Here is a 24,800-nt window from a genome sequence, read left to right on the forward strand (position 1 = left end):
TGCATGCAGTTAACCAAAGAAACCGAATTACCAGAAAAGTTTGATACTTATATCAAGCCTTGGTTTGAACATAATATGGCATCTGGATTCTGGATGCTCAGTGACGGTACTTCACTGCACTATCGGTATGCTCATCACAATGAAGCAAAATCAATTATCGTTATTTCATCTGGGCGCGTTGAATGTGCTGCCAAATACGCTGAACTGATCTATGACCTACATCAAAATGGGCATTCGGTATTTATTCATGACCATCGTGGACAGGGCTTGTCTACGCGGCTAAAAGAAAATCCACAGCTTGGTTATATTAACGATTTTAATCAGTATATAATTGATTTTAATGATATTATTGATAACGTTTTATTTCCGATACTGGATGATAAGTACCTCAAAGCAAGTCAACAGAAGTCTAATGGCCCGGCTATCATGCTGCAACAAACTTACCCGCCATTGCATTTACTCTGTCATTCGATGGGGAGCGCAGTGGGAGCGCTGCTTGTCAGGGCAAGACCCAAATTATTTTCCAAAGCCGTGTTTTGTTCACCTATGTTTGGGATCACGCCTCCGCTTCCGCCATGGATCATGACTATATTAGTTCGACTTGGTGTTGTTTTTAACCAGCTTAGAGGAAAAAAGACCAGCTATTTTTTTGGGCACGACGACTACATGCCAACGGCTTTTTATAAAAATCGCTTAATGAGCAGTAAGGTTAGGTATGATATTTTTCGCAAAACTTATGCACAGCAGCCTGAACTGCAATTAGGGGGGGTTACTTATGAGTGGCTTTACGCATCATTAGTGGCTATGAAAGAGATACGCCAGCAGGCCAGTAAAATTACTGTGCCTTGTATTATTTTATATTCTGGCGCGGACACGGTTGTAGCTAACGAGGAGATTGAGCAAGTAATTAATGATATTAAAGACTGCGAATCAACCTTGATCCCAGAAGCGCTGCACGAATTATTTTTCGAAAAAGACAAGTTTAGGGTGCCTGCATTAACCAAGATCCTAAGCTACTTTTCAACACCCTGACTGGATTAGTATCGACGTTAAAGGCTTCTTTACAAATCTATATCTGGCATACCAAAACCAAGTTGACGCCATGCTTCGTAACTTACAATCGCGATTGAGTTGGACAGGTTTAGGCTACGGGCATTCGCTAACATCGGGATCCTTATACGCCTGCTTGGGGCAAAAGCGTTGCGAATATCGTCAGGTAAGCCCGAGGTCTCTGAGCCGAATAACAGAACATCACCTGCTTGATAAGTGGGTTCGTCATGTGGAATTGAACCTTTGGTGGTTAATGCAAAAATTCTTCTGTCCCCTATTTCTTGCAAAAACGCATTATAATTTTTATGAATGGTTACGTTAGCAAGGTCACGATAATCGAGGGATGCCCTCCTTAGTTGCTTCTCTTCCATACTGAAACCCAACGGCTCGATAAGATGCAAATGACAACCATTATTCGAGCATAGTCTGATAGCGTTACCTGTGTTTGGCGCAATTTGTGGTTCGAAAAGAGCAATATGAAACATGAATTTATGTTACCTACCATTATCGTTAATATGTCAGTGCGGTGACTATTCTTGGGTTTGTTCGCGGCTTAATAACGCAACAGCAGCTTCTGTTGCTGGCTTGCCTTTATACAATACTTGATATATTTGTTCGCAAATTGGCATTTCTATGCAGTTGGCTTTTGAAAGTAATCTTACTTCTTCGGTGTTACGATAGCCTTCAACTACTTGGCCAATGCTGTGTATTGCTGCATCGACCGACATGCCTTGACCTAAAGCTAAACCAAAGCGTCGATTCCTAGATTGGTTATCGGTGCAAGTTAACACTAAATCGCCTAAACCGGCCATGCCCATAAAGGTTTCTTGTTTTGCCCCGATTGCCAAGCCGAGCCTGCTCATCTCAGCCAGTCCACGGGTGATTAAGGCGATACGTGCGTTAGCACCAAAACCTAAACCATCAGCTAAACCAGCACCGATTGCAATGACGTTTTTAACCGCTCCACCTAATTGAACGCCAATTAAATCATCGTTTTTATAAACACGAAACCCTTTGGAGCAATGCAGTTTTTGTGAAAACGATCCACAAAGCTTTGCGTTAGTCGAAGACAACGTAATGGCTGTGGGTAGGCCTGCAACCATTTCTTTAGCAAATGTTGGACCCGAGACGACAGCGAAAGGAATAGTGTCACCAAGTACGTCAAAAGCAACTTCTTGCAATATTCTCCCAGTACCAGGTTCTAGGCCTTTGGTTGCCCAAATTAATCTATGTTGCTCAGTTAGATACGGCTTAATAGCCTGTAGACTTTCTTTAAATGCATGACTAGGGACAACAACAAGCACATCTCTTGCGCTTTGCAGTGTTTGTTTTAGATTGGAGGAGACTAAAAGCGCATCGGGGAATATTGCATTTGGCAGGTACTTATTATTACGACGAGTCTTGCGCATTGCAGAAACGTGTTGTTTATCACGTCCCCACAGTACTGTTGGATTACCATTTCGAGCCAAAACAAACGCTAGCGCAGTGCCGTATGAACCAGCACCAATTACGGCTATGCCTGACTCGAATTTGTTATCCGTTGCTTGCTTCACTAGTTATTATGAATCAAGCTGTTGTGGTGCGTCAGTTGCGCCGGCTTGCTCAGCCCGTTTTTGCATGTAAGCTGCAAAAATGGCGTCGAAGTTTACAGGTGCCAAGTTAAGTGGTGGGAAAGTACCACGATTAACTAAGTTTGAAACAGCTTCACGAGCATATGGAAAAAGCATGTTCGGGCAGAATGAACCCAAAGTGTGTGCTTTATTTTGATCGGGCATTTCGCCCAAGGCAAAAATACCAGCTTGCTGAACTTCACATAAAAATGCGGTGTCTTCGCCAAGCATTGCAGTCACAGTTACTGATAAGACAACTTCATATAAATTAGCTTCAATTTCGTTTGTGCGTGTATCGATATCAAGCTTTACTTCTGGCTTCCACTCTTTTTGGAAAATGCTAGGACTGTTAGGCGTCTCAAACGAAATATCTCTAGTGTAGATGCGTTGAACGCTAAATTGTGCGCCTTGTTGAGCCTGTTCTGGTTCTGGTGCCACTGGTGTGTTGTTGTCTTCGGCCATGAATTATTCCTATCGATATTTCTTATCGTTATATTGTTTGAAAATAAAAAAAGGCTATGGGTCCATAACCTTTTAAATTGTGTGATTTAGCACTCAATGAACAAATGCCCATATCTTGCTTAGTCGCTCCTGATTAAGCGTTCAAAACGGCGTCAAGCTTACCAGCTGACTCTAATGCGAATAACTCATCACAGCCGCCTACATGTGTTTCGCCAATAAAAATCTGTGGAACAGATGTTTTTCCCTGCGCACGTTCAATCATGACAGGACGTAATTCTGGATTTTTGTCAATTTCATAATCAGTAAACGTGATACCTTTCTGGCCTAACAGAGATTTGGCTCGAGTGCAATATGGACAAAAACCTCTGGTAAATAACTCTACTTTTTGCATGTTTAACTATTCTCTTATTTGGAGACGGGAAGGCTGGCTGATTGCCATGCGTTCATTCCGCCCTTTAAAACGGTGACTTTTTCAAAGCCCACTTTTAGCATCTGAGCAGCTGTCTTTTTCGCTGTTGCTCCCATTGCGCATACTACAATAATGGGCTTATCTTTCGAGTTTTCAAGCTTAGCGAAGTTTCCGTTTTTTAGCTCTTCAGCTTTTATTTGCTTAGAACCTAAGATATGTCCTGCTTTGAATTCATTTGTTGCGCGAGTGTCTAGCACAATCGCGTCTTCTCTGTTCATTAACAAAGTAGCTTCATGCGTGGACAGCTCTTTAATTGGGGACAATGCCGCACCAACATAGGAATAAATGATAAGTCCTACTATCACTACCCAAGAGATTGATAAAATTGAAATCAATGTCGAACTGGTAGCAAACTCTATTATTTGGTCCATAAAAAACTCTGTCATCCTGTTACTGGTTCAAGTTGGCAAAGTATATAGAAAAAAAGGACAGAAACCAGCATTTAAGCGGTTTCATGTGTAATTCTTTTTAACTTGAATACCCTAAGTACGGGTATAAGAACGGTTTTACGCAACAAAATTCTCTGTTATTGACAACGAATTGTGGAAATGGACATAAAAATAAGCATAAACAGTTTATAACACGACGTTTTATTGATAACTTGAGCCTTGGGTTTATTCTCTTTTTGTTACATCAAATTTCAAGGTTAATCATGGCAAACACTAAAACAACATTAGCTCTTATCATATTAGATGGTTGGGGATATCGAGAAGAAACGACCAACAATGCCATCGCGTTGGCCAATACTCCTGTGTTAGATGACTTATTTGCAAACCGACCAAGTACGTTAATCTCAGGGTCAGGAATCGATGTAGGGCTACCTGATGGTCAAATGGGAAATTCAGAAGTAGGCCACGTCAATCTCGGCGCAGGTCGTGTTGTTTACCAAGATTTTAGCAAAATCACCCAAGCGATTAGCGACGGCAGCTTTAAAAGCAATCCGGTTATTGTGGCTACCATAGATAAGGCTGTTGCTGCAGGCAAAGCCGTTCATATTATGGGGTTACTGTCGTCAGGGGGCGTTCATTCGCATGAAGAACACCTATTTGCTGCCGCAACATTAGCCGCCGAGAAAGGCGCAAAGAAAATTTATCTGCATGGATTCACGGATGGCAGAGACACACCACCAAGAAGCGCTGCGTCGTCAATTAAAGTGGCAGAGAAAGTATTTGCTGAGTTAGGTGTTGGTCAAGTTGCTAGTATTGTCGGACGTTACTTTGCGATGGATCGTGACAATCGCTGGGATCGGGTTCAACAAGCCTATGATTTGATTGTTTCAGCGCAAGCTGCTTATTCATATGCTACTGCCTCTGATGCACTTGCAGCGGCTTACTCGCGTGATGAAAACGATGAATTCGTAAAAGCGTCCGTAATAGGCGGTTATGAAGGTGTTGAGGACGGTGATGCCATTTTATTTATGAATTTTAGAGCTGACCGAGCACGCGCAATATCGCATGCGATGGTTGACGCTGATTTTAGTGGCTTTGAGCGTAGTAAAGTGATGCATACAGAATTTATGATGCTGACAGAATATGAATCTAATTTGCCTGTTCCATGCGCATATCCACCAACACCGTTGGTTAATGTCATGGGCGATTGGTTGGCTAAAAATGATAAGACTCAACTTCGCATTAGCGAAACTGAAAAATTTGCGCATGTTACTTTTTTCTATAGCGGCGGCAAAGAAGACGAATATCCTGGTGAAAAACGTATTCTGATCCCTTCACCAGACGTAGCAACTTACGATTTGCAGCCAGAAATGAACTCAGAGAAGCTCACTGATGAACTAGTAGCAGCAATAAAATCACGAGAATTCGATGTGATTATTTGTAACTACCCAAATGGCGATATGGTCGGTCACACCGGTAAGTTAGACGCTGCCATTCAAGCGTGTGAAGCAGTTGATCACTGCATTGGTCGCATTATTAACGCTTTAAAAGAAGTTGGCGCAGAGTGTTTGATTACAGCCGATCACGGTAACGCAGAGCAAATGGTCGACCCTGAAACCGGTGTATCACACACAGCGCACACGAGTGAGCCGATGCCATTTATTTACGTCGGCCGCGACGCGACGCCAAGAAGCGGTGGTACACTTAGTGATGTAGCGCCAACAATGTTGCATTTGATGGGCATGCAACAACCAGCTGAAATGACGGGTAAAACCATTATGACGCTGAAAACCAGCTAATCTGTTTCTTTAAAGGCAATGGAATGAAGTTGAGCTTAAAAAAAATAGTGTATGGTCTAAGCAGTTATCTGTTAGCTGCCGGGCTTATTTTGCCTGTTCCACAGGCACTTGCGCAAGATGCCGACTTAGCCACTATTCAAGAAAAGATAAAACAAACGCAAGCACAACTCGACACTAAGCTCAAGTCGTCTGAGCGTTTACAGCAAGAACTTAAACTTGCTGAACTTGAAATTGCTAAAACCGCAACACAATTAAATCAAACTGATACATCATTAAAGACAACACGCAGCGAAAAAATCAAACTTGAAGGCGAAAAGTCACGAATTTCAAATGTGATTAAAGATCAACAAAAACAACTAGCAGGTCAGCTTAAATCGGCTTTTATGGCAGGTAACTACGATTTTGCAAAGATGTTTTTTAATCAAGACGATGCTGGTCGATTTGAGCGAACCCTTACCTATTATAATTATCTGAATAAAGCGCGTCAGGACGAAATTGGTAAATTTAGAGCCCTTGTGTTTGAGCTTGAGCAATTAAACATAAAGTTAGTGGATAAGACTGAACGCTTGGAAGGATTGTTGGTGGCGCAAAAACAACAAAGTAGTCAATTAAGAGAACAACAAACATCGCGTCATCAGAAATTGAAACAATTGGACCGACAGATCAAGTCAGACACGGTTAGAGTTGCGCAGCTTCAACAGGAAGAACGTGCTTTAATGAATGCTATTGAACAAGCTGAAATTGATGCCAGAAGTAGAATAAGAGATGAAGATGTGGTGTTGGTTGGGTTAGCGCCATCGAAAGGTAAACTAACGCGTCCCGCCTCTGGACAAATTCAACAACTATTCGGTAAAAGAAGGCAAGGACAAGTTCTCTGGAAAGGCATTGTGGTTAATAGTAGCGAAGGCTCACCGGTGCGGGCTGTGTATGATGGTAAAGTACTCTATGCAGACTGGCTAAAGGGATTTGGCTTGGTAACGATAGTCGATCATGGCGAGGGATACATGACTGTATATGGACGTAACCAAGCATTGTTGAAACAGCCAGGAGACTCTGTCTTACAGGGCGAAACGATCGGCTTAGTGGGCAGTAGCGGTGGTCAAATGAGCTCAGGTTTGTACTTTGAAATTCGCCACAAAGGCAAAGCACTTAACCCTAAAAGCTGGCTAAAATAGTAGGCTTGAGAGCGTGTTACCGCCCAGTACAGTAATGACAATGAGTATGCAGCCAGCAACAAGATTACTAAACAGTGTATTTGTATGCGCCTTCATTATTTTCTTTTGATTCATAACATAGAGTAAAAATAATACCGAAATTGGCAATAATAGAGCATTAGAGGCTTGAGCTAAAACGATAACGGCCAAGGGTTTAAAGCCTGAAGTTGCTATTAACACACCACACAATAATATGGCGATGCAAACCAGTTTGAACTCCTTCGCCTGAAGTGTAGGTTGCCATCCAAATAAACCACAAATGGCGTACCCTGCAGCCAATGGGGCTGTTATTGCACTGGTTAAACCGGCAGAAAACAAACCAAGAGCAAAAAACAGGTTTGCGTAATCACCCAAAATAGGCTCTAGTTGTGAGGCAATATTACCTGGGGAAAGCACGTTATCAGTTAAGTAAAAAGCATTAGCAGCACAGGACATAATAGCAAAGGTAACGATACCTCCCAGTCCAATGGATGCAAATAACTGTTGCTTGTGTGCCGGCAGATGAGCACTAATCTCAGATTCAGAAAGGGTTGCCTCAAGCGACTGTTTTGCACTTAAGCCGGCGTGAAGAAATAAATTATAAGGGACAATCGTGGTGCCAATAATAGCAAGTAATAACGATGTGTCGGACAATCCTAGGTCAGATAAACCACTCATTAATGCGGTCGTGTCGACACCCGCAATTAGCATAATAGTAACAAATACAACGCTCATTAAAGTGACTAAGCCAATGAGCACTTTTTCAAGCAAATGATAGCGATTACTGAGCAGTAGAACAAAAGCAATAGCGCCTAAAATAAAAACCCACACGATTATGCTACCGGGTAATACATTCGCCAAGCCAAGTGCTGCACCGGTTAAATTACCACCTTCATATGCGGCATTACCTACTCCAATAGCGGTACAAACAAGAATGATGCTAAACCACTTGATAAGATTATTTTGACTAATATTCACGATGGCTTCGGACAAGCCTTTGCCGCTAACTAAGCCCAGCCGAGAGGCCATTTCTTGCAGAATGTAAGTAGCAAGAATTGAAAAGCAAAGCGCCCAGACAAGTCCGTATCCGAGGCTTGCACCGGCCATGGAAGCGGTTGTTACTGTTCCGGGACCAATAAATGCTGCAGCAATGACAAGGCCTGTTTTTCCTGATTTCATGTGTAACCTTCCCCAAAACATGTTTTTTAGTTGTTATTCGCTTGGAATTCCCTTTATCATCTATTGCATTGTTCGAATTCGCAAATTTAAGTCTTTACATTAATCATGGATCTACTGCTAATTTATCAAAACTCAGATATCGTCGATGTTTTGCATTCACGATATTACGTCGAAGGCATAATATTTGGTGCGGGTGTTTCACCCGAAATACCGATGCCAGATGTCTGGTTGCCATGGGCCATCAAACATCATGGTCAGATGCAAAATAATCAACAAGCTGATGTGATTACAGATGTATTGTTTGACTACTTTAAGTATTGCCTGCAGCAGATGAAAGACAACGCTCAAAGTATACCAAATTACGGTGTTTTTGAAGATGATAGCGATAAGTGGGGTGTAAGCTCTCCGCTGTCGCAATGGTTGCAAGGCCTGCTTACTGCCCATTCAAGTATGGAGCCAGTGTGGCAAAATGCGTGGCAATTAATGCAAGATAAAAGTCCTAATAATGCGCCGGTGTTGGCCAAAAAGCTGAAACACAGTTTAGGCATGTTTAGCACATTTGCAGATGTTGAGCTTGCGATCGAGCAAGCGAAGAAGCGAGGGCAAATGGATTTTGAGAATAAACTGTCATCAATAGCGCCATCACTGCCTGATGCGTTTAATACTTATGTTTCAATTTCTGGGGAGCTTGCAAGTTACTTGCCGAATCAGTTTGAGACTTTTGTGCAAACACCAGTTTAGCTTGTTAATTAAAAGTAGGCCAAGATTCGGCGCTGATTTGCTGCAATACTACGGTGCTGAAAATAGTAATCCGAACTATCGTTAGTTGTAATATAAAAAATAGCTTTGTCGTTAAATTCGCCTATCTGCAGCAAAAGGCTTTAAAAAGGCTTTAAAATTGACAAGAGTACAATAGCAAGTAAGGCTAATACTGGAAGCTCATTGATGATCCTATAGAAAAGCGGGCTTTTCGTGTTTTTATCTGCTGCAAACATCTTAACTAAGTAATACAAGTAAACATGATATGCGTAAAAAAGCGCCACTACAGTTAGTTTTACGTGCAACCAAACCGATGCCTTGAACCACTCAAGGCCATATTGATACACGATCAATATTCCTAATATAAGTGTCAATAAGGCAAATGGGGTTACAAAAAACCAAAGACGACGTTCCATTATTTTGAATTGGTCTTTAGTTTCCTGATGCTTACTTGCTGCATGGTATACAAACAATCTAGGCAAATAGAAAATACCAGCCATCCAGGCAATCATAAAAAATACATGGAAAGCTTTTAACCACAAAATACTCATCACTACTACCTTCTGCTCTTAATGTTGTTGTCTAAATAAATAACTGTGTAACATATTCCAAGTAATAATACCTATTAGCTTGGGTTTACCATGTTCAATTACATGCGCATTAAAATAAAGCTCCTCATAGATATAAACTGCTCCCTGTCGCTTTTTATGCAATGTTTCGTAAACCTCGGCCATAGTGGATTGGTCACTCAAGCCTTCCATCGAGTGAATAGCCAGTGGCAAAACACCCTCCTGCAAACTGACGTCCATTGATACTATTTGATACTCTCTGTCGATTTCAAATATATGTTCTTGTACCACTAGGTGACTAGGATTCACCTGTAAATATTTATACAAGGCTTGTTTGGGAGCATCAATAAAGTGTTTGAATTCTGTCTGCATAATAGCCATAACACCGGTTTCTTGCAACGCGTCACGAATCGAAGATGTTGTGTAAGGTAAGTTCTGAAATTCGAGTTGCTGAATAAAAATTGAACGATTGTTACACAGTTGCTTGCTAGTCACATAGGCACTCACAATCACAATAATTGCGGGCAGTATGACGTGTGAACTTGCGGATAACTCCATAACGGCAGACAGCGCTGCCATTGGAGCGTGCAAAACCGCAGCTAGCATGCCAGCTAAGCCGAGCAAAGCAAACGTCGATGTCATTTCTGTTTCACCGCTTATACTGTAAAGCGGCTGTAATAATATAACGCCAGCCAACATACCAATAACCATGACTGCACCAATAATTCCGCCAGGAACACCTAAACCAATGGCGAGCACTGCAAGAATGAATTTTAATGCAAATAGCAATAATAAAAAGTTGAATTGTGGGTTGTTAGCGAATAATGTTTCTATGGCAACGAATTCAGCACCCAATGCTTGTGGCATAAAGTAGCCAACGATACCCGTAATTGCTCCAGCTAGTAGCAAGCGAGTAATCATATTGACATGGCGAAACGCGCTGATTACTAGCATGAGTTGTTTGTTAAATAACGCCGCTAACAGACCCAACGCAATACCAAATAAGACGAGGTAGGGCAGTAAAACGTTGCTTATGACATGAAAAGTCAGAAATATCAGTTCATTTTCATTACCAAACACAATGCGAGTTAACACCGAACCGCACCCAGCAGCGAGCATAATGGGAATAAAAACATGCACTCGGTATTGACGCAAAACGACTTCCATCACAAAAATAACGGCGGCGAAAGGCGTATTAAATACCGCCGAGACACCAGCTGCTATTCCACAACCCGTTAAAATTCGTAAACTATTGTAGGGTAGCCTAAACCATTGGCCTAGAAAGTGGCTGGCTGCTGCAGCCAAATGCACGGTAGGACCTTCTTTGCCAACCACAAAACCGCCCGCCAAGGAAAATATGCCGCCAAAAAACTGATTGATTGACGTGCGAAATGGAATGTGTCCGTAGTGTGTTTTGATGCGATGTATAACAAATGGGATCCCCATCCTATAATGCTTAAAACCGGTAAACTTAGCAACGATAATGACGCAAATAATCGCCGAAATAGGCAGGAAAAGTAAATATTTACTCTCAACTCCAGCGTACTGCGCTACACCACCAAGAAGTAGTTTTTGTATGAATTCAAACGTTAATCTAAATATAATAATGACTGTTGCCGCACACACGCCGGCAGCTATGCCTAGCAAGCATAATTGAATCGATGTCCTTGGATGCGAGACTTCTCGTCTCAGCGAGTGCAGAAACATATTGGGTTTGGGTTTATACTATTTAGAATTAAGACTATCATAGCGCTTTGAGCACTCGCTTGCCATCTGTGATTCGGTTGTAGTTGCTCATATATTGGTTATTTATCAATAACAATGCCTTGGATCATGGAGAATTCATTGAAATTAAACGAACTGCGCAGCCAACTTGGTTTCGTTAAATACTACTTAGCAATGGTTTTTGTGCTTGCTTGTCTATTTTATGCTGGGCATGAGTTTGCGGATAAAAAGAATTATCTTTTGTCTGCCAAAATTGACGTCATGCAAAGTAGTATTGATAATTTAAGCTCTGAAAACCAAGCTCTTAATTCTGAGTTAAATGTAAAAAAAGTAGAGCTTGAAGTGGCCAGTATTGCTAATGAACAGGCACAATTGTCGTATAAAGAATTTATGCGTAAGGATGCTGAACTTCGCGAGCAAATAAGCTTTTATCAAAAAGTCATGGCGCCTGAATTAACGCAAGACGGTTTTGTGGTTGAAAGTGTTGAAATTGTATCCACGGTAAGCGCTAATAATTACGCTATATCGGTAATGATGTTGCAGCGAGAAAATATCAAGGCGATTATTAAAGGCACACTAAATTTAACGCTACAGGGAAGTCAAAATACAGTTCCGATTAACTATGATTTGAAAGAACTACTGGATGATAAAACCGAAAAAATGGCTTTTTCATTTAAATATTTTCAAGTTCTGGAGTTGAGAGTTACGTTACCTGAAGATTTTATTCCTGAACAAATTCAAATCAAAACAGATATCTACAAGTACAAAAGAAAACGTGGTTCGTATGCTAGCACGATCGAGTGGGACGAAGCGTTTAGTGAATCTGATTGAATACTTGATTAAATTACTCAGGTATTAGATAATCTAGCTAGTTTATTTATGAGCCACATACGTTTTTACCAGGGGAATATTATGTCCGAAGAAATGACATTGCCAATTGAGTTTTCTGAAGCTGCGGCAAAAAAAGTGAAAACGTTAATTGTTGAAGAAGAAAATCCTGAACTGAAACTCCGCGTGTATGTAACCGGTGGCGGTTGTTCAGGTTTTCAGTATGGTTTTACGTTTGACGAAAAAATAAACGAAGGTGATATGACCATCGAAAAAGAAACTGTGACCTTGGTTATTGATCCAATGAGTCTGCAATATCTTGTTGGCGGTATCGTCGATTACACTGAAGGTTTGGAAGGTTCAAGATTTTTCGTGAACAATCCAAATGCATCAACCACATGTGGTTGCGGCGCAAGCTTTAGTATGTAGTTGAATAGCAAAGTTAAACAAGCCTGAACTCAACTGGAAACAAATAAACTTGTTAACCTTTAAAGATTCAGCTTGTTTTGCCCGCTTGATTGGTTGTCCTTGCGTATAGCGTTCGGCTATTCTGCAGTATCCAACTTGTTTTCTTTATCAATCAATCAGCCAGTCAGAATAAACAAGCACAAGAAACAGACCTCCATACCTTTTAGTAATGAGGAAAATGGACTTCCGCTCTAATCGCTACCCCAAATGATGTTCTGAAATTTTCTTCTCGCAACCAAATTACATATGGCTCGACCTCTAAATATAGCCAACTTCGCAATACATTTCTTTTGTACCTCATACTTACAAGCACTTGTTCTTCGCGATATGACGGTTTATTTGAACCATCAACCATGGCGCTAAATAAATAACTGGTTTTACCATCCTTTAAGAATAAATATTGGATCTCATGCCGCCAGAAAAGATCTTCTGTTTTATCGCGGTAGCGAAATGTATTGTCGAGTTCAATCGCTGTATTTTTCGATAATGTATGGATTAAAGATATTCTAGTTTCGACGCCCAATTGGTCTTCAGTGTAGTAATTTGCCTCGGCAGAAAAGTTAATTCTGTTACGTTCATTTACGTCAAATTTGTCACTGTATCTTGCTCGAGTATAAATTTGAGAACCACGGCCTAGGCCAATCCGATAGGCAATTTTCGAGTCCGGTTTATTTTTAAATTGGAGGGCTACTGTAGCCTGGTCATCACTACCTAATTGTTGACTACGAGCTGCTTTAACGGCCTGTTGATTTGCATCTTCTTCATCATCTGAGAGTAATAATTCTAACCTGTCTTGCAACGCTGGGAGTTTTACGCGGATTTTAAAACGAAAGTCAAATTGGCTTAAATCGCCGCTACGAGGCTCCCATCCAAAACGTAACTTACCGGATGCTTGAGCTCGCTTAGATATTATTGGGTAGTCAGTCACAAACCATCTATTGACTTCTATTATTGAGTTTTCAACGCCATAATTGAAGTGACAATACCAATCGTCGAGCCAAGGTTGACCACCGCAATAATTGAACTCTGAGGTCTCCAACTCAAGTTCTTCTGCGGCAACGTTGTCGGTATTTGTTGTTGAACTTGGTGTTTCAACCTTCGGTTGTTCTTGTATAAACGTTTTTGTGAAAAGTATTTCTGTTTTTTTTGCTTCGATAGCAAACGAAAAATTAGCATTGAGCAGGCTTAAAATCAGTAGGCACAAAAAAGACCTTACCCTGCGGTAACGCTCATTTTTGAGTGCTATTGAAGAATCAATCACGTCATTTAACCACGCATAAAATAGTAAACAAATGTGTGCAAATTCTTGCTATAAAACGTGAGTATAAAAACAAGTTAATGAAAGCCCGTGATATTTGTTAAAAGCAACGTATAATGCATTTAAGAATTCCGTTTTGCATCTTAGTTCTAAATGCTCATGTTGATGCATCTTTGATTTATAGAAGGTAGCAAAACAATAAAATTTTAACAATGGAGATTTACTAATGGGTCCTAGTGTTTGGAGTATTATTGTCATACTGCTAATAGTTGTTTTACTATTTGGTACAAAAAAATTACGCAATGTCGGTGGTGATTTAGGCTCAGCGCTCAAAGGTTTTAAGAAAGCGTTGAGTGATGACGATACCGATACCGATAAAAAAGAGGCTGATAAGTCAGATGCAGATTTTGAATCCGTTGAACACAAAAGCGATAGCGACAAAACGGTAAAACCAACCGAAACTAAGACCACTACGAAAGAGTAGAGCATGTTCGATATTAGTTTTTGGGAACTTTTCATCATTGGCATAGTAGCTTTGCTTATACTCGGTCCTGAGCGTTTGCCGGGCGCAATTCGCTCAACTGTGAAAACAATGCGTAATATGAAAAACATGGCTTCAGGTTTCAAAACTGAGATTGAAGAGCAATTACGTGTTCATGAACTGCACGAAAACCTTAAAAAAGCAGAGACAATGGGACTTGATAAAGTCAGTCCTGAAGTTGCCCAGAGTGTGGAAGAGTTGAAGCAAGCTGCATTATCCGTTCAAGAACCCTACAAGAAAAAGCAAGATGACGAGCCAAAGTAGTCTTATAAGTCACCTCGTTGAGTTGCGAACTCGCGTACTAAAAGCACTTTCGTCGGTGTTAATTATTTTTATGCTCTTAGCCTATTGGGCTCAGGATTTGTACGGTATTTTAGCTGCTCCACTGGTTGCCACTATTCCTGAGGGGGCATCAATGATTGCAACGAGTGTCGCGTCGCCATTCTTTGCACCGTTTAAATTAACCATGGTGCTGTCCTTTTTTATTGCTATTCCTTATGTTTTGTATCAAATATGGGGCTTTATAGCACCAGGCTTGTATCGAAATGAAAAAAAGCTAGTCGCGCCTTTATTATTGTCCAGTACCTTATTGTTTTACAGTGGAATTGCCTTTGCTTATTTCGTTGTGTTTCCACTCGCGTTTAGTTTTTTCAGCGCGGTAGCGCCCGATGATGTGCTCATTAGCCCTGATATCTCTGAATATCTTAGCTTTGTATTAAAAATATTTTTCGCATTTGGCGTTGCTTTTGAAATCCCAGTTGCGATTATTTTGATGTGTTGGACCGGAATGACAACGCCAGAACAATTACGCAAAAAGCGGTCTCACGTCATTGTTGCCGCATTTGTGGTTGGCATGTTGTTAACCCCACCAGATGTTATTTCGCAAGTATTGTTGGCGATCCCAATGTGGTTTTTGTTTGAGGTGGGAGTCGTTGTCGGCAGTTGGTACACCAAAGATGCAAATCAACAAGACGACATTAATGCTGACGATACTGAATACGATGGCTCTACTGGCAGACAGAAACACGATAATCAAGAAAATGAGACTAAATCCTAATGATGATTTCCTTTATTAGTGCATTTTACCTGTCTAAATGTGACTGTAGGCAAAGCGTTAGAGTGAAGAGAGTGAAGTAATGCATTGGTTTGACATTGGCGTCAATTTACTCGATCGACGCTTTTGTGCAGCCGACGTCATTGCAAGGGCTGCTGAGCAGTCAGTCGATCAGCTTTGCGTCATCAGTTCAAACCTCGAAGAAACGCTAGCTGCTCAAGCATTTGTGCAAAATCACAATGATCGTGTCGGCTTTCAACAATTGGTTTATACGGCAGGCGTTCATCCTCATCATGCAGATGGCTTTTCTGCTGACATCGTTATTCAATTAAATCAACTTGCGTCCGATAATAACATGGTTGCAATTGGTGAATGTGGATTGGATTTCAATCGAAACTTTTCAACACAAGAAAATCAGTTGAGTGCCTTTGAAGCTCAGTTGGTGTGTGCTGCCCAGTGCAACAAAACGATTTATTTGCATGAACGTGATGCTTTTGAGCAGCAAATTCGTTTATTGAAAGAATATTTACCCAGTATCCCAAACGCAATTGTGCACTGTTTTACAGGGTCGACTAGGCAAATGGAGGCCTACTTGGAGCTTGGTTGCTATATTGGTATCACAGGCTGGGTTTGTGATGACAATAGAGGCATTGATTTGCAGGAAGCAATAAAATATTTGCCACTCGACAGGTTGTTGCTTGAAACAGATGCTCCTTATTTGTTCCCAAAAAATGTGAAACCAAGAGCAAAAAATAATGAACCTTGTTTTTTACCGCATGTCGCTAATAAAGTTGCTGATTTAAAAGGTATAGATGTCGAGCTACTTTCAGAGGTATCGCTTGAAAATACATATAAAGCATTTGGTCTAGCTGTTATTTGATGAGCAACGCAGAGCGAGGGCTATCCTACAATTCCTATTGGCTTGCTGTTTTAGTCGCCGGATTTACTGCGCTCATGCTTTATATGGTTACTTCCTTAGGGCGGGATATCGAAAAGCACGCTTTGGAACAACCAATCTATCATTTTGCAGATCTGTTAAATGAACAAACAATTAATACTATCGATCAGATTGAAAGTGCCGTCTGGGTTAAAAATAACAATCAGAACTTTGGATTAACGGATGCTTCACAATGGCTGAAGGTTGACCTTCCAAATACACAAAACAGCCAAGTTTTGGAAGTTGACTATGCAATGATAGATAGTATTCAGTTATGGTTTCGGCGCAAAAATGACAACAGCGACTATCATCCCAACAGTGACAGCGATTACCGTATTGTTGAGTATTTCAATTTAGGCGATGGCCTCAAGTTCTCAGAGCGCCCCATTATTCATGATAAGTTTTTAATCCCACTACCAGATGCACCTGAGGGTATTCAATTGCTGCTAAGGTTGCAATCTGATGGTCCGGTGAAAGCACCTCTGAAGCTTTGGTATAAGCAAGACTATATTGTTTACACCGCATCACATCGTCTCTTTATGGGATTATTCTTTGGCTATATGTTGGCCATGGGGATTATTGCTCTGTTTTTGTTTGTAACAACCCGCAATGTCTCGTTTATTTATTACGCTGCTTATGTTTTCTCCTTCGGCTTACTGATCGGTGCCATTCATGGCCTTGGTTACCGCTTTATTTGGCCACAAAGTCCTTGGTTTGAAGAACGAGCCGCCGCGATTTTTGCTTTTACGATGATGAGCTTTGTCCTTTTATTTTCATCACAAATTTTAGAGCTGAAAACGCAAAGCCCAAAATATTACTTGGTATTTAAGGTTTTTTTCATCATCTATGCCTTAGGTACTGTTTGCTCGCTTTTTGTTGCATATGCAATCATGATTAAGCTACTACTGCTGTTGCTGCTGTTTTCTATTCCTGTGATATTGCTTGTTAGCTTAACTTTAGCGGTGAAAGGCAGTGATATTGCCAAATTTTTCAGTGCAGCGTGGGTTGTCCTGCTTTTTTCTGGACTCACCGCGTCGGCTGATAATTTTCATTGGATCAATTTACCTATCGATTCCAGTTATTTATTGATGGTCGGTGCAATCACTGAAACACTGCTGTTGGCGCTTGCTGTCGCAACTAGCTACAGTGTGCAGCGCCGCGAAGTAAAAAAAGCCCACCGTGAAGCTACAGAGAACGAATTACATGCAATGCGGGCACAAGATGACGTGCTTGCATTACAAAAACAGGCGCAAATTAGTCTTGAAGAACAAGTTATGTCGCGTACCCAAGAATTTGAAGGGGCCTTAGCGGGCTTGTCCAAAGTACATGATGAGTTACAAGGGATGAGTGAAACCGATACGCTGACAGGGTTAACTAACAGGCGTTTTTTTGAAAAACATATTGTTGCTGAAGCCGCCAGAAGCAGACGAGAAAAGCAACCACTTGCGGTCGCCTTACTCGATATCGATAATTTCAAAAATGTCAACGACAGTTACGGTCATCAATGCGGAGATGATTGCCTGATAGCCTTCGCAAATGCGCTCAAGAAAATCATAAAGCGGCCCGGTGATTCGCTGTCGCGCTACGGTGGAGAAGAATTCGTTATTTTACTTCCTGACACCACCATTGATGGTGCAAACAAGGTACTTGAAAAATTCAGGCTAGCAGTGCACAGTTTAGTCGTCGAAACCCAAGGACAGCGCATTAAGTTTACGGTTAGTGCTGGGGTAACATCGAGTGTTATTGTTGCAGATAATGAGTGGGACAAAATGTTGGCATTTGCTGACAAACTCTTGTACCAAGCCAAGGAAGCGGGTCGAAATTGTATTAAGTCGGGTAGCTTGCAGTGAACAATAAAAGCAGCAACATAATTAATGAAGTCAATCTAGACGCGGCAACAGCATTTAATCGTAATGGTTTGTGGGTTGCCTTGCTTATTATGTTGCTTGGAATTGTCCTTTTCAGTTTGATTTCCAATTCGTCAGGGCAGGGTGAAGGTCCGCTGATAAATAAAAAAGCTAAATTACATATAGCATCAACTGACACTGATGATATTCACAAAATTATGTATTTAGCTGATTCTGAATGGGAATCCATTGAGCATAGTAACTTTGGGATATCGCCAAAACCACATTGGTTTATGGTCCAAATACCGAGCAATGCGGCTACAGACCAGCGTTTGATCGAAGTCTCCTTCGCAAATTTGGATTTTGTAGATATTTGGTTTGTTGACAAAACTCATGAACAACCCGTGATCCTAAGTCAATCTAAAAGCGGCGACGATTTTGCTTTCATGCACCGAGAAATAGCCCACGATCAATTCATCTTTGCTATCCCAGATAGTGCTTCGACTCTGTCACTCTTCCTACGTGTTGAAACTCAAGGGGTTATTAATGTCCCTATCAAATTGTGGACAGAAAAGGAATATATTCAATATATCGCCTCGCATAGAGTCTTCATTGGTATTTTTTATGGTTTTATGGCTGCGATGGCGCTGCTTAATTTATTCCTGTTTGTGACATCCCGAAATATAATCACTTTGTTGTACGCCGGTTATGTGATTTGTGTAGCTGTTACCTTAGCAAGCAGTCAAGGAATAGCTTATCGGTTCTTGTGGCCTGAAAGTATTCTTTTTCAGCAGTATTCAACCCCGTTTTTTGCTTCTTCCATGGTGTTTTTCTTGAGTCATTTTACAGCTAAGTTACTCGATATAAAAAGTGATTTTTACCCTCTGTACAACCTCTATAGAGCTATTCGCATTGTGATCGTTGTCTATATTTTTTGCATGTTTATTCTGCCTTTCAGCGCTATGGTTACAATTTTAGTACCCATGGTCTTAATGGTAATGTTTGTCATATTTTCGTCAACTATTTATATTGCGTTTAAAGGAAACTCAATTGCTAAATATTTGATAGCAGCTTGGTGTTCATTGTCGTTAAGTAGTTTCTTTGTATTGGCAGACAGCTTAGGTTGGATAAGTGTAAAACTCGACCTCACTTATCTAATGATGGTTGGAGCCACTATGGAAACTCTTTTAATGGCTCTAGGACTAGCAATGCGATTTAACGCGCAACGTATCGCTGCCAAGCAGGCACATATAAAAGCCAGAGAAAACAAACAAAAAGCGATGCAAGCAAAGAAAGAATTGATGCGCCTGCAGATAGAAACAAAAGAGCGTCTTGAATACGCTGTAGACGCAAGAACCTATGAGCTAGAAATTGCGATTCGAGAGCTTAATGAAGCAAATCATGAACTTGAACGCAAAAGCGCTATCGACGCCCTGACTGGTGTTGCCAACAGAAGACTATATGATAAAAGCGTGTTAGCTGAAGCTCGAAGAAGCCGCCGAGAAAAAACCCCGCTTGCCATAGCGATGTTAGATATTGACGATTTTAAATCGGTTAATGATACCTATGGTCATCAATGCGGTGACGAGGCATTGAAGCATTTTACTGCTATCCTTAAGGAATGTATTAAGCGTCCTTCTGATACAATTTGTCGCTATGGTGGCGAAGAGTTTGTGGTTATTTTACCAAATACCGATTTAGAAGGGGCCGCACTGTTGATGGAAAGTGTTCGTGCTATGACCGAAGCTAGTCAGCTAAATTGCGAAGGCGAGATGATTAAGTTTACCGTCAGTATTGGTGTTGCTACGCGAGTTATTTCGTCAGATTCTGAATCTGAACTGCTAAACGCATTTGCCGACAAGTTATTATACAAAGCAAAAGAGGCCGGACGAAATCGAGTGATGTCTGGTGTATTTTAAAATATTAATAAAGGAATAATATGTCACAATTTCCACTTAGCCGTCCCCGTAGACTGCGTTATACATCTTCAATCAGACGATTAGTAAGTGAGTCAGTACTTACCGTTAACGACCTCATTTATCCAATGTTTGTAATAGAGGGCATTAATCAGGTCGAGTCAATTGAATCGATGCCTGATGTGTTTCGATTTAGCATAGATAAGCTAATCGAGGAGGTACAGGAGGTAATTGATTTAGGTGTGCACGTATTCGCCTTATTCCCAGTAACGCCATTAGATAAGAAAACCCTGTGCGCGAGTGAAGCTTTTAATCCAGAGGGCTTAGCTCAGCGTGCGGTAAAAGCACTAAAACAAAAATTTCCAGATATATCGGTGATCACCGATGTCGCACTCGACCCATTCACCGTGCACGGCCAAGATGGTTTGGTTGATGAAAACGGCTATGTGATGAATGATGAAACGACGGATGTTTTAGTAAAACAAGCGTTATCTCATGCCCAAGCCGGTGCCGATATTGTGGCTCCTTCAGACATGATGGATGGGCGTATTTGGGCAATACGTGAAGCGCTAGAATTAGAAGGTTTTAAAAATACGAGTATCATGGCGTACTCAGCAAAATATGCTTCTAGCTATTATGGTCCATTTAGAGACGCAGTGGGTTCGGCTGGCAGTATCAAAGGTGGTAATAAGAAAAACTACCAAATGGATCCGGCCAATTCAGATGAGGCCTTAAGAGAAATTGAACTTGATATCAATGAGGGGGCTGACATGGTGATGGTGAAACCTGGAATGCCATATTTAGATATTGTCCAACGCTGCAAAGAAGAGTTTGGCGTACCCACTTTTGCGTATCAAGTCAGCGGCGAATATGCCATGCATCAAGCCGCTTTTGCTAATGGTTGGTTGAATAAAGACGCGGTTATTATGGAGTCATTATTGGCGTTTAAGAGAGCCGGGGCGGATGGAATACTGACCTATTTTGCAAAAGAAGCGGCTAAGCTTCTGCGAGCTGAGTAAGCGAACTTCGGTTTCAAGAGGCAGTTAACACTGCCTCAAATTAAATCTGAACTTGAATATTATCAATGATTCGGGTTTTTCCTAAAAAGCCTGCACCGAGAATAACCAGCTCAGTGTCTTCATGACTTGGTTGCAATAAACTACTGGCAGAACGAATATCGATATAGTCAGGCTTGAAGCCAATACTTGCCAAGCGTTCTCTATTTTCCTGAAGCAATATCGAAAAATCTCTGCGACCCGCTTTTATTTCCTCGGCAATGTTTGCGATCAATTTATACAGACCTGGTGCAATTTCACGCTGTTTCTTATCCAAATAATTATTTCTCGAACTCATCGCTAGGCCATCAAATTCACGCTCTGTGGTTACCCCATGTATGGTCAAATTCATCGATAAGTCAGTCACCATGGCCTTAATTACTTGCAACTGCTGAAAGTCTTTTTCTCCAAAAAAAGCCATATTTGGCTGCACCATATTAAACAATTTACACACGATAGTAGCAACGCCTCGGAAATGTCCTGGACGACTGGCACCGCAAATCATATAAGACAGACCGGGTACCTCAACAAACGTTTGTTGTTCTAAACCCCTGCTGTATATGTCACTGACTTTGGGCATAAACAAAACATCAACACCCAATTCGGCTAACGACGCTTTGTCTTGTTCTATTGTTCTTGGGTAGGCATCCAAATCTTCGTCTGGCCCAAATTGCAAGGGGTTAACGAAAATCGAGACCACCAATCGGCTTGCGTACTTCTTAGCTTCTTTAACCAGCCTTAAATGCCCGTTGTGTAAGTTGCCCATCGTCGGTACAAATGCAATCACCTGTTTCTCTGATTGCCATTCGCGGCGAGTTTCTCTTAGTGTTTGTATGTCACTGACTATTTGCATATAACTTACTCGAAAGAATGTTCAGGAGCAGGAAAACGTGTCGCTTTAACGTCGTCTATATAGGCGGTTACGGCTGAGCGCATGTCAGTGCTCTCGACTAAGTAGTTTTTACTAAATTTAGGCATATAATTAGCGCTAATACCGAACATGTCATGCATCACCAAAATTTGTCCATCGGCACTCACTCCGGCTCCGATACCTATTACTGGAATTTTTAAGGTTTCGGAGATGAGTTTGGTAACGGAACTTGGAATACATTCTAAAACCAGTAATTGAATACCCGCAGTTTCAAGTTTAATCGCAGCGGCTACGATTTTTTGGGCTTGCTCATTTTCCTTTCCTTGCACTTTAAAGCCACCAAAAACGTGCACCGATTGAGGCGTTAAACCTAAATGTCCGCAGACAGGGATCCCGCGTTCGACCAGTCCGGTGACTGTTTGTGCGAGCCACTCACCACCTTCAACCTTGACCATACTTGCACCACTTGCCATTACCTTTGCAGCGTTGTTATAAGCCTGTTCTGGCGTTGCGTAACTCATAAATGGCATATCCGCTACAACAAAAGCTCGGTTGACTCCTTTACGGACGCAAGCCGTATGATAGGTAATATCATCAACGCTAACAGACAATGTGTCGTCGTCACCTTTCAGTACCATGCCGAGTGAGTCACCAATGAGAATGACATCGATTAATTGCTCATCAAACATTTTTGCAAAGCTGGCATCATATGCCGTAAGCGCTGCTATTTTTTCGCCTTTTTGCTTTAATTGCATTAGCGTTGATGTGGTCACTTTTTTCATCTGCTTATCTCTATTAATTACGTCGCACTAGCGTTTATTTTGATACTAAACGTTTTTGCATCAAGACGATACAGCCCTTCTAAATTACATTTGGCAACCCAGGTAGCGACAGGATGCCCATCTTGCATGATTAAATCGGGCGAAATTTCAAATAATGGCACCAACACAAACTCTCTCTCGTGCATACCATAGTGAGGCAGCGTAAGGTCTTTAGTTTTTAAAGACATATCATTATAAAGCAATATATCTAAATCCAATGTACGAGGACCCCAGCGATCACCCTGACGCTGGCGACCTTGTTGATTTTCAATGTTTTGTAGTGTTGCCAATAACTCTTGCGGTTGCAGGGATGTCTTAATTTTACAAACGGCGTTTACGTAGTCAGGTTGATCTTGAGGTCCCATTGGCGAACTGGAGTAAAAATGCGAACTAGCAAGCAACACCATTTGGCTGTGCACACCGATTGTTTCCAATGCTTTTTCTAGCTGTTTTACAGGAGCGCCAAGATTACTTCCTAGACCAATATACGCAATATCCGACAGCATGATTAATTCGCTTTCCGTTTTTTGTTAAACTTTCTTTTCTTGGGAGCGCTAGATTCCTTGCGCAAATCAGAAATCATGTCTTTACGTTGCTCGGGCGTAACTTCTTGAAACTCCGTCCACCATTCCCCTAGCTCAAGTAAATCACCACCTTCAATTTCGCCTCTAATCAGCAAGAAATCATAAGCAGCTCTAAATTTTGGATGGCTTAATGTTTGATATGAGCGACGGCCAAACCGTTTAGGTAGGCGCAATTGCAGTTGCCATATTTCGCGCACCGGCATACTGAAGCGTTTGGGGATCATGATACGCTGAGTTTGCTTATGCAAAACCTCGCCGACAGCAATATTAAATGCATCATGATGTGCAACGCCAGATTCACTCATTATTAACTGAGTGCGTTCTTCAACAGGATACCAAAGAAACGCTGCGTACAGAAAGGCTGGCGTGACACGTTGTTCATTGTTGATGCGGTCGTCGGTGTTTTTAAGCACTTTTTCAACAAGTTTCATTTCTCTACAAGTATCATCAATGAGTAGGGGAGCAAGTTGCGGGAATAACTGTGCAAATAGCCCATATTCGTGCAACAAATGAAAAGTGCGAAGTCCGCAACCACCCACTAACAATTTAAGTACTTCTTCAAACAATCTCGCGGCAGGGATGTTGGCAAGTAAATGAGCTAGTTCTTTAATTTGGTCACCAACTTCGGCAGGGATCGACATACCTAGTTTAGCGCTAAAGCGAATCGCTCGAATCATGCGCACTGGATCTTCGCGAAAACGCGTTGCTGGGTCCCCAATAAGTTCTATTTTCTTTTCTTTGATGGACGCCATTCCATCGGCAAAATCAATGATACTTTGATCTTTGGCACTAAAATACATCGCATTGAAAGTAAAATCACGACGTTCGGCATCTTCTTCAATACTGCCAAATACGTTGTCACGCAACAATTGCCCCTGTTGGTCTTGTTTTGCTAGCACATCATCGACTTGGTTGCCACGGCGTCCTTTTACCTGAACCTTATTATCTTCTTCGTTCGCATTCACCTCTTCATGGTGTCCGCGAAATGTCGCTACTTCGATAACATCTCTGCCAAAAACGATGTGCGCTAAACGAAAGCGTCGACCTATTAATCGGCAGTTGCGAAAGCAGTCTTTTACCTGTTCAGGAGTTGCGTTCGTCGCAATATCGAAATCTTTGGGCGTTTTGCCCATTAATTTATCGCGAATACAGCCGCCTACTAAATAAGCTTCATATCCTTTCGCGTTTAGTCGTCGAAGCACTGAAAGCGCGTTGTCACTAATATCAGAAAAAGTTACTGGGTGTTGTCCCTTTGGGATAACCTCTGGATTAATCACTGATTGTTTTGTTGTTGGGGTGCTTGGCATGCCACCTTGACCTATTATTAACGACGCTATTGAGAGTCGTCTTTGTTATTATTGTATTGTATGTCGTATTCATACTGTTTTGAAACCGTCTTAGATTCTATTTAACTTT

At 41.4% G+C, this 24,800-nt stretch carries 26 protein-coding genes; 13 read left to right on the top strand and 13 right to left on the bottom strand.

What is annotated here, in order from left to right; translation table 11 throughout:
- Window positions 1-3: 3 nt before the first annotated feature.
- Window positions 4-1,032, top strand: coding sequence for an alpha/beta fold hydrolase (locus CXF81_RS15285; protein WP_101182205.1), 1,029 nt, complete (start codon window positions 4-6; stop codon window positions 1,030-1,032).
- Window positions 1,033-1,061: 29 nt separating this feature from the next.
- On the opposite strand, the gene CXF81_RS15290 is transcribed toward CXF81_RS15285, so the two are convergent.
- The 5 genes from CXF81_RS15290 to CXF81_RS15310 form a co-directional block, all read right to left on the bottom strand.
- A complete protein-coding gene (locus tag CXF81_RS15290; RefSeq protein WP_101182206.1) occupies window positions 1,062-1,535 on the bottom strand; it encodes a tRNA (cytidine(34)-2'-O)-methyltransferase in 474 nt (157 codons plus the stop codon).
- Window positions 1,536-1,580: 45 nt separating this feature from the next.
- Window positions 1,581-2,603 (bottom strand): NAD(P)H-dependent glycerol-3-phosphate dehydrogenase, encoded by a 1,023-nt coding sequence (gene gpsA / locus CXF81_RS15295; protein WP_101182207.1) that lies wholly within the window; start codon window positions 2,601-2,603, stop codon window positions 1,581-1,583.
- Between the two features lie 6 nt (window positions 2,604-2,609).
- Window positions 2,610-3,122: a protein-export chaperone SecB gene (gene secB / locus CXF81_RS15300; protein WP_101182208.1), complete on the bottom strand. Its 513-nt coding sequence runs from the start codon at window positions 3,120-3,122 to the stop codon at window positions 2,610-2,612.
- Between the two features lie 133 nt (window positions 3,123-3,255).
- Window positions 3,256-3,513 (bottom strand): glutaredoxin 3, encoded by a 258-nt coding sequence (grxC, locus tag CXF81_RS15305; protein WP_101182209.1) that lies wholly within the window; start codon window positions 3,511-3,513, stop codon window positions 3,256-3,258.
- A gap of 14 nt (window positions 3,514-3,527) precedes the next feature.
- Window positions 3,528-3,962 carry a rhodanese-like domain-containing protein gene (locus CXF81_RS15310; protein ID WP_101182210.1) on the bottom strand — a complete coding sequence of 145 codons (435 nt, stop codon included), beginning with the start codon at window positions 3,960-3,962 and terminating at the stop codon, window positions 3,528-3,530.
- 281 nt (window positions 3,963-4,243) lie between these two features.
- On the opposite strand from CXF81_RS15310, the gene gpmI reads away from it, so the two are divergent.
- Window positions 4,244-5,779, top strand: a complete 1,536-nt coding sequence (gene gpmI, locus CXF81_RS15315; RefSeq protein ID WP_101182211.1) for a 2,3-bisphosphoglycerate-independent phosphoglycerate mutase — start codon at window positions 4,244-4,246, stop codon at window positions 5,777-5,779.
- Between the two features lie 23 nt (window positions 5,780-5,802).
- Window positions 5,803-6,954 (top strand): murein hydrolase activator EnvC, encoded by a 1,152-nt coding sequence (locus CXF81_RS15320; RefSeq protein WP_101182212.1) that lies wholly within the window; start codon window positions 5,803-5,805, stop codon window positions 6,952-6,954.
- On the opposite strand, the gene CXF81_RS15325 is transcribed toward CXF81_RS15320, so the two are convergent.
- Window positions 6,946-8,151 carry an Nramp family divalent metal transporter gene (locus CXF81_RS15325; RefSeq protein WP_101182213.1) on the bottom strand — a complete coding sequence of 402 codons (1,206 nt, stop codon included), beginning with the start codon at window positions 8,149-8,151 and terminating at the stop codon, window positions 6,946-6,948. The genes CXF81_RS15320 and CXF81_RS15325 overlap by 9 nt on opposite strands.
- A gap of 105 nt (window positions 8,152-8,256) precedes the next feature.
- On the opposite strand from CXF81_RS15325, the gene CXF81_RS15330 reads away from it, so the two are divergent.
- A complete protein-coding gene (locus CXF81_RS15330) occupies window positions 8,257-8,892 on the top strand; it encodes a UPF0149 family protein (protein WP_101182214.1) in 636 nt (211 codons plus the stop codon).
- 140 nt (window positions 8,893-9,032) lie between these two features.
- Here the strand turns inward: CXF81_RS15330 and CXF81_RS15335 are convergent, their stop codons facing one another.
- Together CXF81_RS15335 and CXF81_RS15340 are read right to left on the bottom strand one after the other, a co-directional pair.
- Window positions 9,033-9,461 (bottom strand): CopD family protein, encoded by a 429-nt coding sequence (locus tag CXF81_RS15335; RefSeq protein WP_101182215.1) that lies wholly within the window; start codon window positions 9,459-9,461, stop codon window positions 9,033-9,035.
- An 18-nt stretch (window positions 9,462-9,479) separates the two neighbouring features.
- Window positions 9,480-11,186, bottom strand: coding sequence for a chloride channel protein (locus tag CXF81_RS15340; RefSeq protein ID WP_101182216.1), 1,707 nt, complete (start codon window positions 11,184-11,186; stop codon window positions 9,480-9,482).
- A 138-nt stretch (window positions 11,187-11,324) separates the two neighbouring features.
- Here CXF81_RS15340 and CXF81_RS15345 point away from each other — a divergent pair, with 138 nt between their 5' ends.
- Both CXF81_RS15345 and erpA read left to right on the top strand, forming a co-directional pair.
- Window positions 11,325-12,035, top strand: a complete 711-nt coding sequence (locus CXF81_RS15345; RefSeq protein WP_101182217.1) for a DUF6776 family protein — start codon at window positions 11,325-11,327, stop codon at window positions 12,033-12,035.
- 81 nt (window positions 12,036-12,116) lie between these two features.
- The gene (gene erpA, locus CXF81_RS15350; protein WP_101182218.1) at window positions 12,117-12,461 is read left to right on the top strand and encodes an iron-sulfur cluster insertion protein ErpA; all 345 of its coding nucleotides are present in this window, start codon (window positions 12,117-12,119) and stop codon (window positions 12,459-12,461) included.
- Window positions 12,462-12,663: 202 nt separating this feature from the next.
- On the opposite strand, the gene CXF81_RS15355 is transcribed toward erpA, so the two are convergent.
- Window positions 12,664-13,761: a hypothetical protein gene (locus CXF81_RS15355; RefSeq protein WP_232771957.1), complete on the bottom strand. Its 1,098-nt coding sequence runs from the start codon at window positions 13,759-13,761 to the stop codon at window positions 12,664-12,666.
- A gap of 223 nt (window positions 13,762-13,984) precedes the next feature.
- Here CXF81_RS15355 and tatA point away from each other — a divergent pair, with 223 nt between their 5' ends.
- The 7 genes from tatA (at window position 13,985) to hemB (ending at window position 21,072) form a co-directional block, all read left to right on the top strand.
- Window positions 13,985-14,242, top strand: coding sequence for a twin-arginine translocase TatA/TatE family subunit (gene tatA, locus CXF81_RS15360; RefSeq protein ID WP_101182220.1), 258 nt, complete (start codon window positions 13,985-13,987; stop codon window positions 14,240-14,242).
- Between the two features lie 3 nt (window positions 14,243-14,245).
- Window positions 14,246-14,563 carry a Sec-independent protein translocase protein TatB gene (gene tatB / locus CXF81_RS15365; protein ID WP_101182221.1) on the top strand — a complete coding sequence of 106 codons (318 nt, stop codon included), beginning with the start codon at window positions 14,246-14,248 and terminating at the stop codon, window positions 14,561-14,563.
- Window positions 14,547-15,356 (top strand): twin-arginine translocase subunit TatC, encoded by an 810-nt coding sequence (tatC, locus tag CXF81_RS15370; RefSeq protein ID WP_101182222.1) that lies wholly within the window; start codon window positions 14,547-14,549, stop codon window positions 15,354-15,356. The genes tatB and tatC overlap by 17 nt, the downstream gene beginning before the upstream one ends.
- 79 nt (window positions 15,357-15,435) lie before the next feature.
- Window positions 15,436-16,233, top strand: a complete 798-nt coding sequence (locus CXF81_RS15375) for a TatD family hydrolase (RefSeq protein ID WP_101182223.1) — start codon at window positions 15,436-15,438, stop codon at window positions 16,231-16,233.
- Window positions 16,233-18,140: a diguanylate cyclase gene (locus tag CXF81_RS15380; protein ID WP_101182224.1), complete on the top strand. Its 1,908-nt coding sequence runs from the start codon at window positions 16,233-16,235 to the stop codon at window positions 18,138-18,140. The genes CXF81_RS15375 and CXF81_RS15380 overlap by 1 nt, the downstream gene beginning before the upstream one ends.
- Entirely contained in the window at window positions 18,137-20,056 is a 1,920-nt protein-coding gene (locus CXF81_RS15385; RefSeq protein WP_101182225.1) for a diguanylate cyclase, read from the top strand. Before CXF81_RS15380 ends, CXF81_RS15385 begins: the two co-directional genes overlap by 4 nt.
- Window positions 20,057-20,076: 20 nt before the next feature.
- Window positions 20,077-21,072, top strand: coding sequence for a porphobilinogen synthase (gene hemB / locus CXF81_RS15390; RefSeq protein ID WP_101182226.1), 996 nt, complete (start codon window positions 20,077-20,079; stop codon window positions 21,070-21,072).
- A gap of 40 nt (window positions 21,073-21,112) precedes the next feature.
- Here the strand turns inward: hemB and panC are convergent, their stop codons facing one another.
- The 4 genes from panC to pcnB are packed head-to-tail and all read right to left on the bottom strand — an operon-like array spanning window position 21,113 to window position 24,691.
- Window positions 21,113-21,961, bottom strand: a complete 849-nt coding sequence (gene panC / locus CXF81_RS15395) for a pantoate--beta-alanine ligase (protein ID WP_101182227.1) — start codon at window positions 21,959-21,961, stop codon at window positions 21,113-21,115.
- Window positions 21,962-21,966: 5 nt separating this feature from the next.
- On the bottom strand, window positions 21,967-22,761 hold the full coding sequence (panB, locus tag CXF81_RS15400) for a 3-methyl-2-oxobutanoate hydroxymethyltransferase (RefSeq protein ID WP_101182228.1): 795 nt from the start codon (window positions 22,759-22,761) through the stop codon (window positions 21,967-21,969).
- 17 nt (window positions 22,762-22,778) lie between these two features.
- Window positions 22,779-23,306, bottom strand: a complete 528-nt coding sequence (folK, locus tag CXF81_RS15405) for a 2-amino-4-hydroxy-6-hydroxymethyldihydropteridine diphosphokinase (protein WP_101182229.1) — start codon at window positions 23,304-23,306, stop codon at window positions 22,779-22,781.
- Window positions 23,307-23,308: 2 nt separating this feature from the next.
- Window positions 23,309-24,691 (bottom strand): polynucleotide adenylyltransferase PcnB, encoded by a 1,383-nt coding sequence (gene pcnB, locus CXF81_RS15410; protein ID WP_101182230.1) that lies wholly within the window; start codon window positions 24,689-24,691, stop codon window positions 23,309-23,311.
- Window positions 24,692-24,800 lie beyond the last annotated feature (109 nt).

The organism is Glaciecola sp. 33A (assembly GCF_002836745.1).
In the GTDB taxonomy this organism is placed as follows: Bacteria; Pseudomonadota; Gammaproteobacteria; order Enterobacterales; family Alteromonadaceae; genus Glaciecola.

Bases quoted from the DNA above. Each gene is read 5' to 3' on its own strand.
- CXF81_RS15285 (WP_101182205.1), top strand. From the start codon at position 4: ATGCAGTTAACCAAAGAAACCGAATTACCAGAAAAGTTTGATACTTAT.
- CXF81_RS15290 (WP_101182206.1), bottom strand. From the start codon at position 1,535: ATGTTTCATATTGCTCTTTTCGAACCACAAATTGCGCCAAACACAGGT.
- secB (WP_101182208.1), bottom strand. From the start codon at position 3,122: ATGGCCGAAGACAACAACACACCAGTGGCACCAGAACCAGAACAGGCT.
- grxC (WP_101182209.1), bottom strand. From the start codon at position 3,513: ATGCAAAAAGTAGAGTTATTTACCAGAGGTTTTTGTCCATATTGCACT.
- CXF81_RS15310 (WP_101182210.1), bottom strand. From the start codon at position 3,962: ATGGACCAAATAATAGAGTTTGCTACCAGTTCGACATTGATTTCAATT.
- gpmI (WP_101182211.1), top strand. From the start codon at position 4,244: ATGGCAAACACTAAAACAACATTAGCTCTTATCATATTAGATGGTTGG.
- CXF81_RS15320 (WP_101182212.1), top strand. From the start codon at position 5,803: ATGAAGTTGAGCTTAAAAAAAATAGTGTATGGTCTAAGCAGTTATCTG.
- CXF81_RS15325 (WP_101182213.1), bottom strand. From the start codon at position 8,151: ATGAAATCAGGAAAAACAGGCCTTGTCATTGCTGCAGCATTTATTGGT.
- CXF81_RS15330 (WP_101182214.1), top strand. From the start codon at position 8,257: ATGGATCTACTGCTAATTTATCAAAACTCAGATATCGTCGATGTTTTG.
- CXF81_RS15335 (WP_101182215.1), bottom strand. From the start codon at position 9,461: ATGAGTATTTTGTGGTTAAAAGCTTTCCATGTATTTTTTATGATTGCC.
- CXF81_RS15340 (WP_101182216.1), bottom strand. From the start codon at position 11,186: ATGTTTCTGCACTCGCTGAGACGAGAAGTCTCGCATCCAAGGACATCG.
- erpA (WP_101182218.1), top strand. From the start codon at position 12,117: ATGTCCGAAGAAATGACATTGCCAATTGAGTTTTCTGAAGCTGCGGCA.
- tatA (WP_101182220.1), top strand. From the start codon at position 13,985: ATGGGTCCTAGTGTTTGGAGTATTATTGTCATACTGCTAATAGTTGTT.
- tatB (WP_101182221.1), top strand. From the start codon at position 14,246: ATGTTCGATATTAGTTTTTGGGAACTTTTCATCATTGGCATAGTAGCT.
- tatC (WP_101182222.1), top strand. From the start codon at position 14,547: ATGACGAGCCAAAGTAGTCTTATAAGTCACCTCGTTGAGTTGCGAACT.
- CXF81_RS15375 (WP_101182223.1), top strand. From the start codon at position 15,436: ATGCATTGGTTTGACATTGGCGTCAATTTACTCGATCGACGCTTTTGT.
- CXF81_RS15380 (WP_101182224.1), top strand. From the start codon at position 16,233: ATGAGCAACGCAGAGCGAGGGCTATCCTACAATTCCTATTGGCTTGCT.
- hemB (WP_101182226.1), top strand. From the start codon at position 20,077: ATGTCACAATTTCCACTTAGCCGTCCCCGTAGACTGCGTTATACATCT.
- panC (WP_101182227.1), bottom strand. From the start codon at position 21,961: ATGCAAATAGTCAGTGACATACAAACACTAAGAGAAACTCGCCGCGAA.
- panB (WP_101182228.1), bottom strand. From the start codon at position 22,761: ATGAAAAAAGTGACCACATCAACGCTAATGCAATTAAAGCAAAAAGGC.
- folK (WP_101182229.1), bottom strand. From the start codon at position 23,306: ATGCTGTCGGATATTGCGTATATTGGTCTAGGAAGTAATCTTGGCGCT.
- pcnB (WP_101182230.1), bottom strand. From the start codon at position 24,691: ATGCCAAGCACCCCAACAACAAAACAATCAGTGATTAATCCAGAGGTT.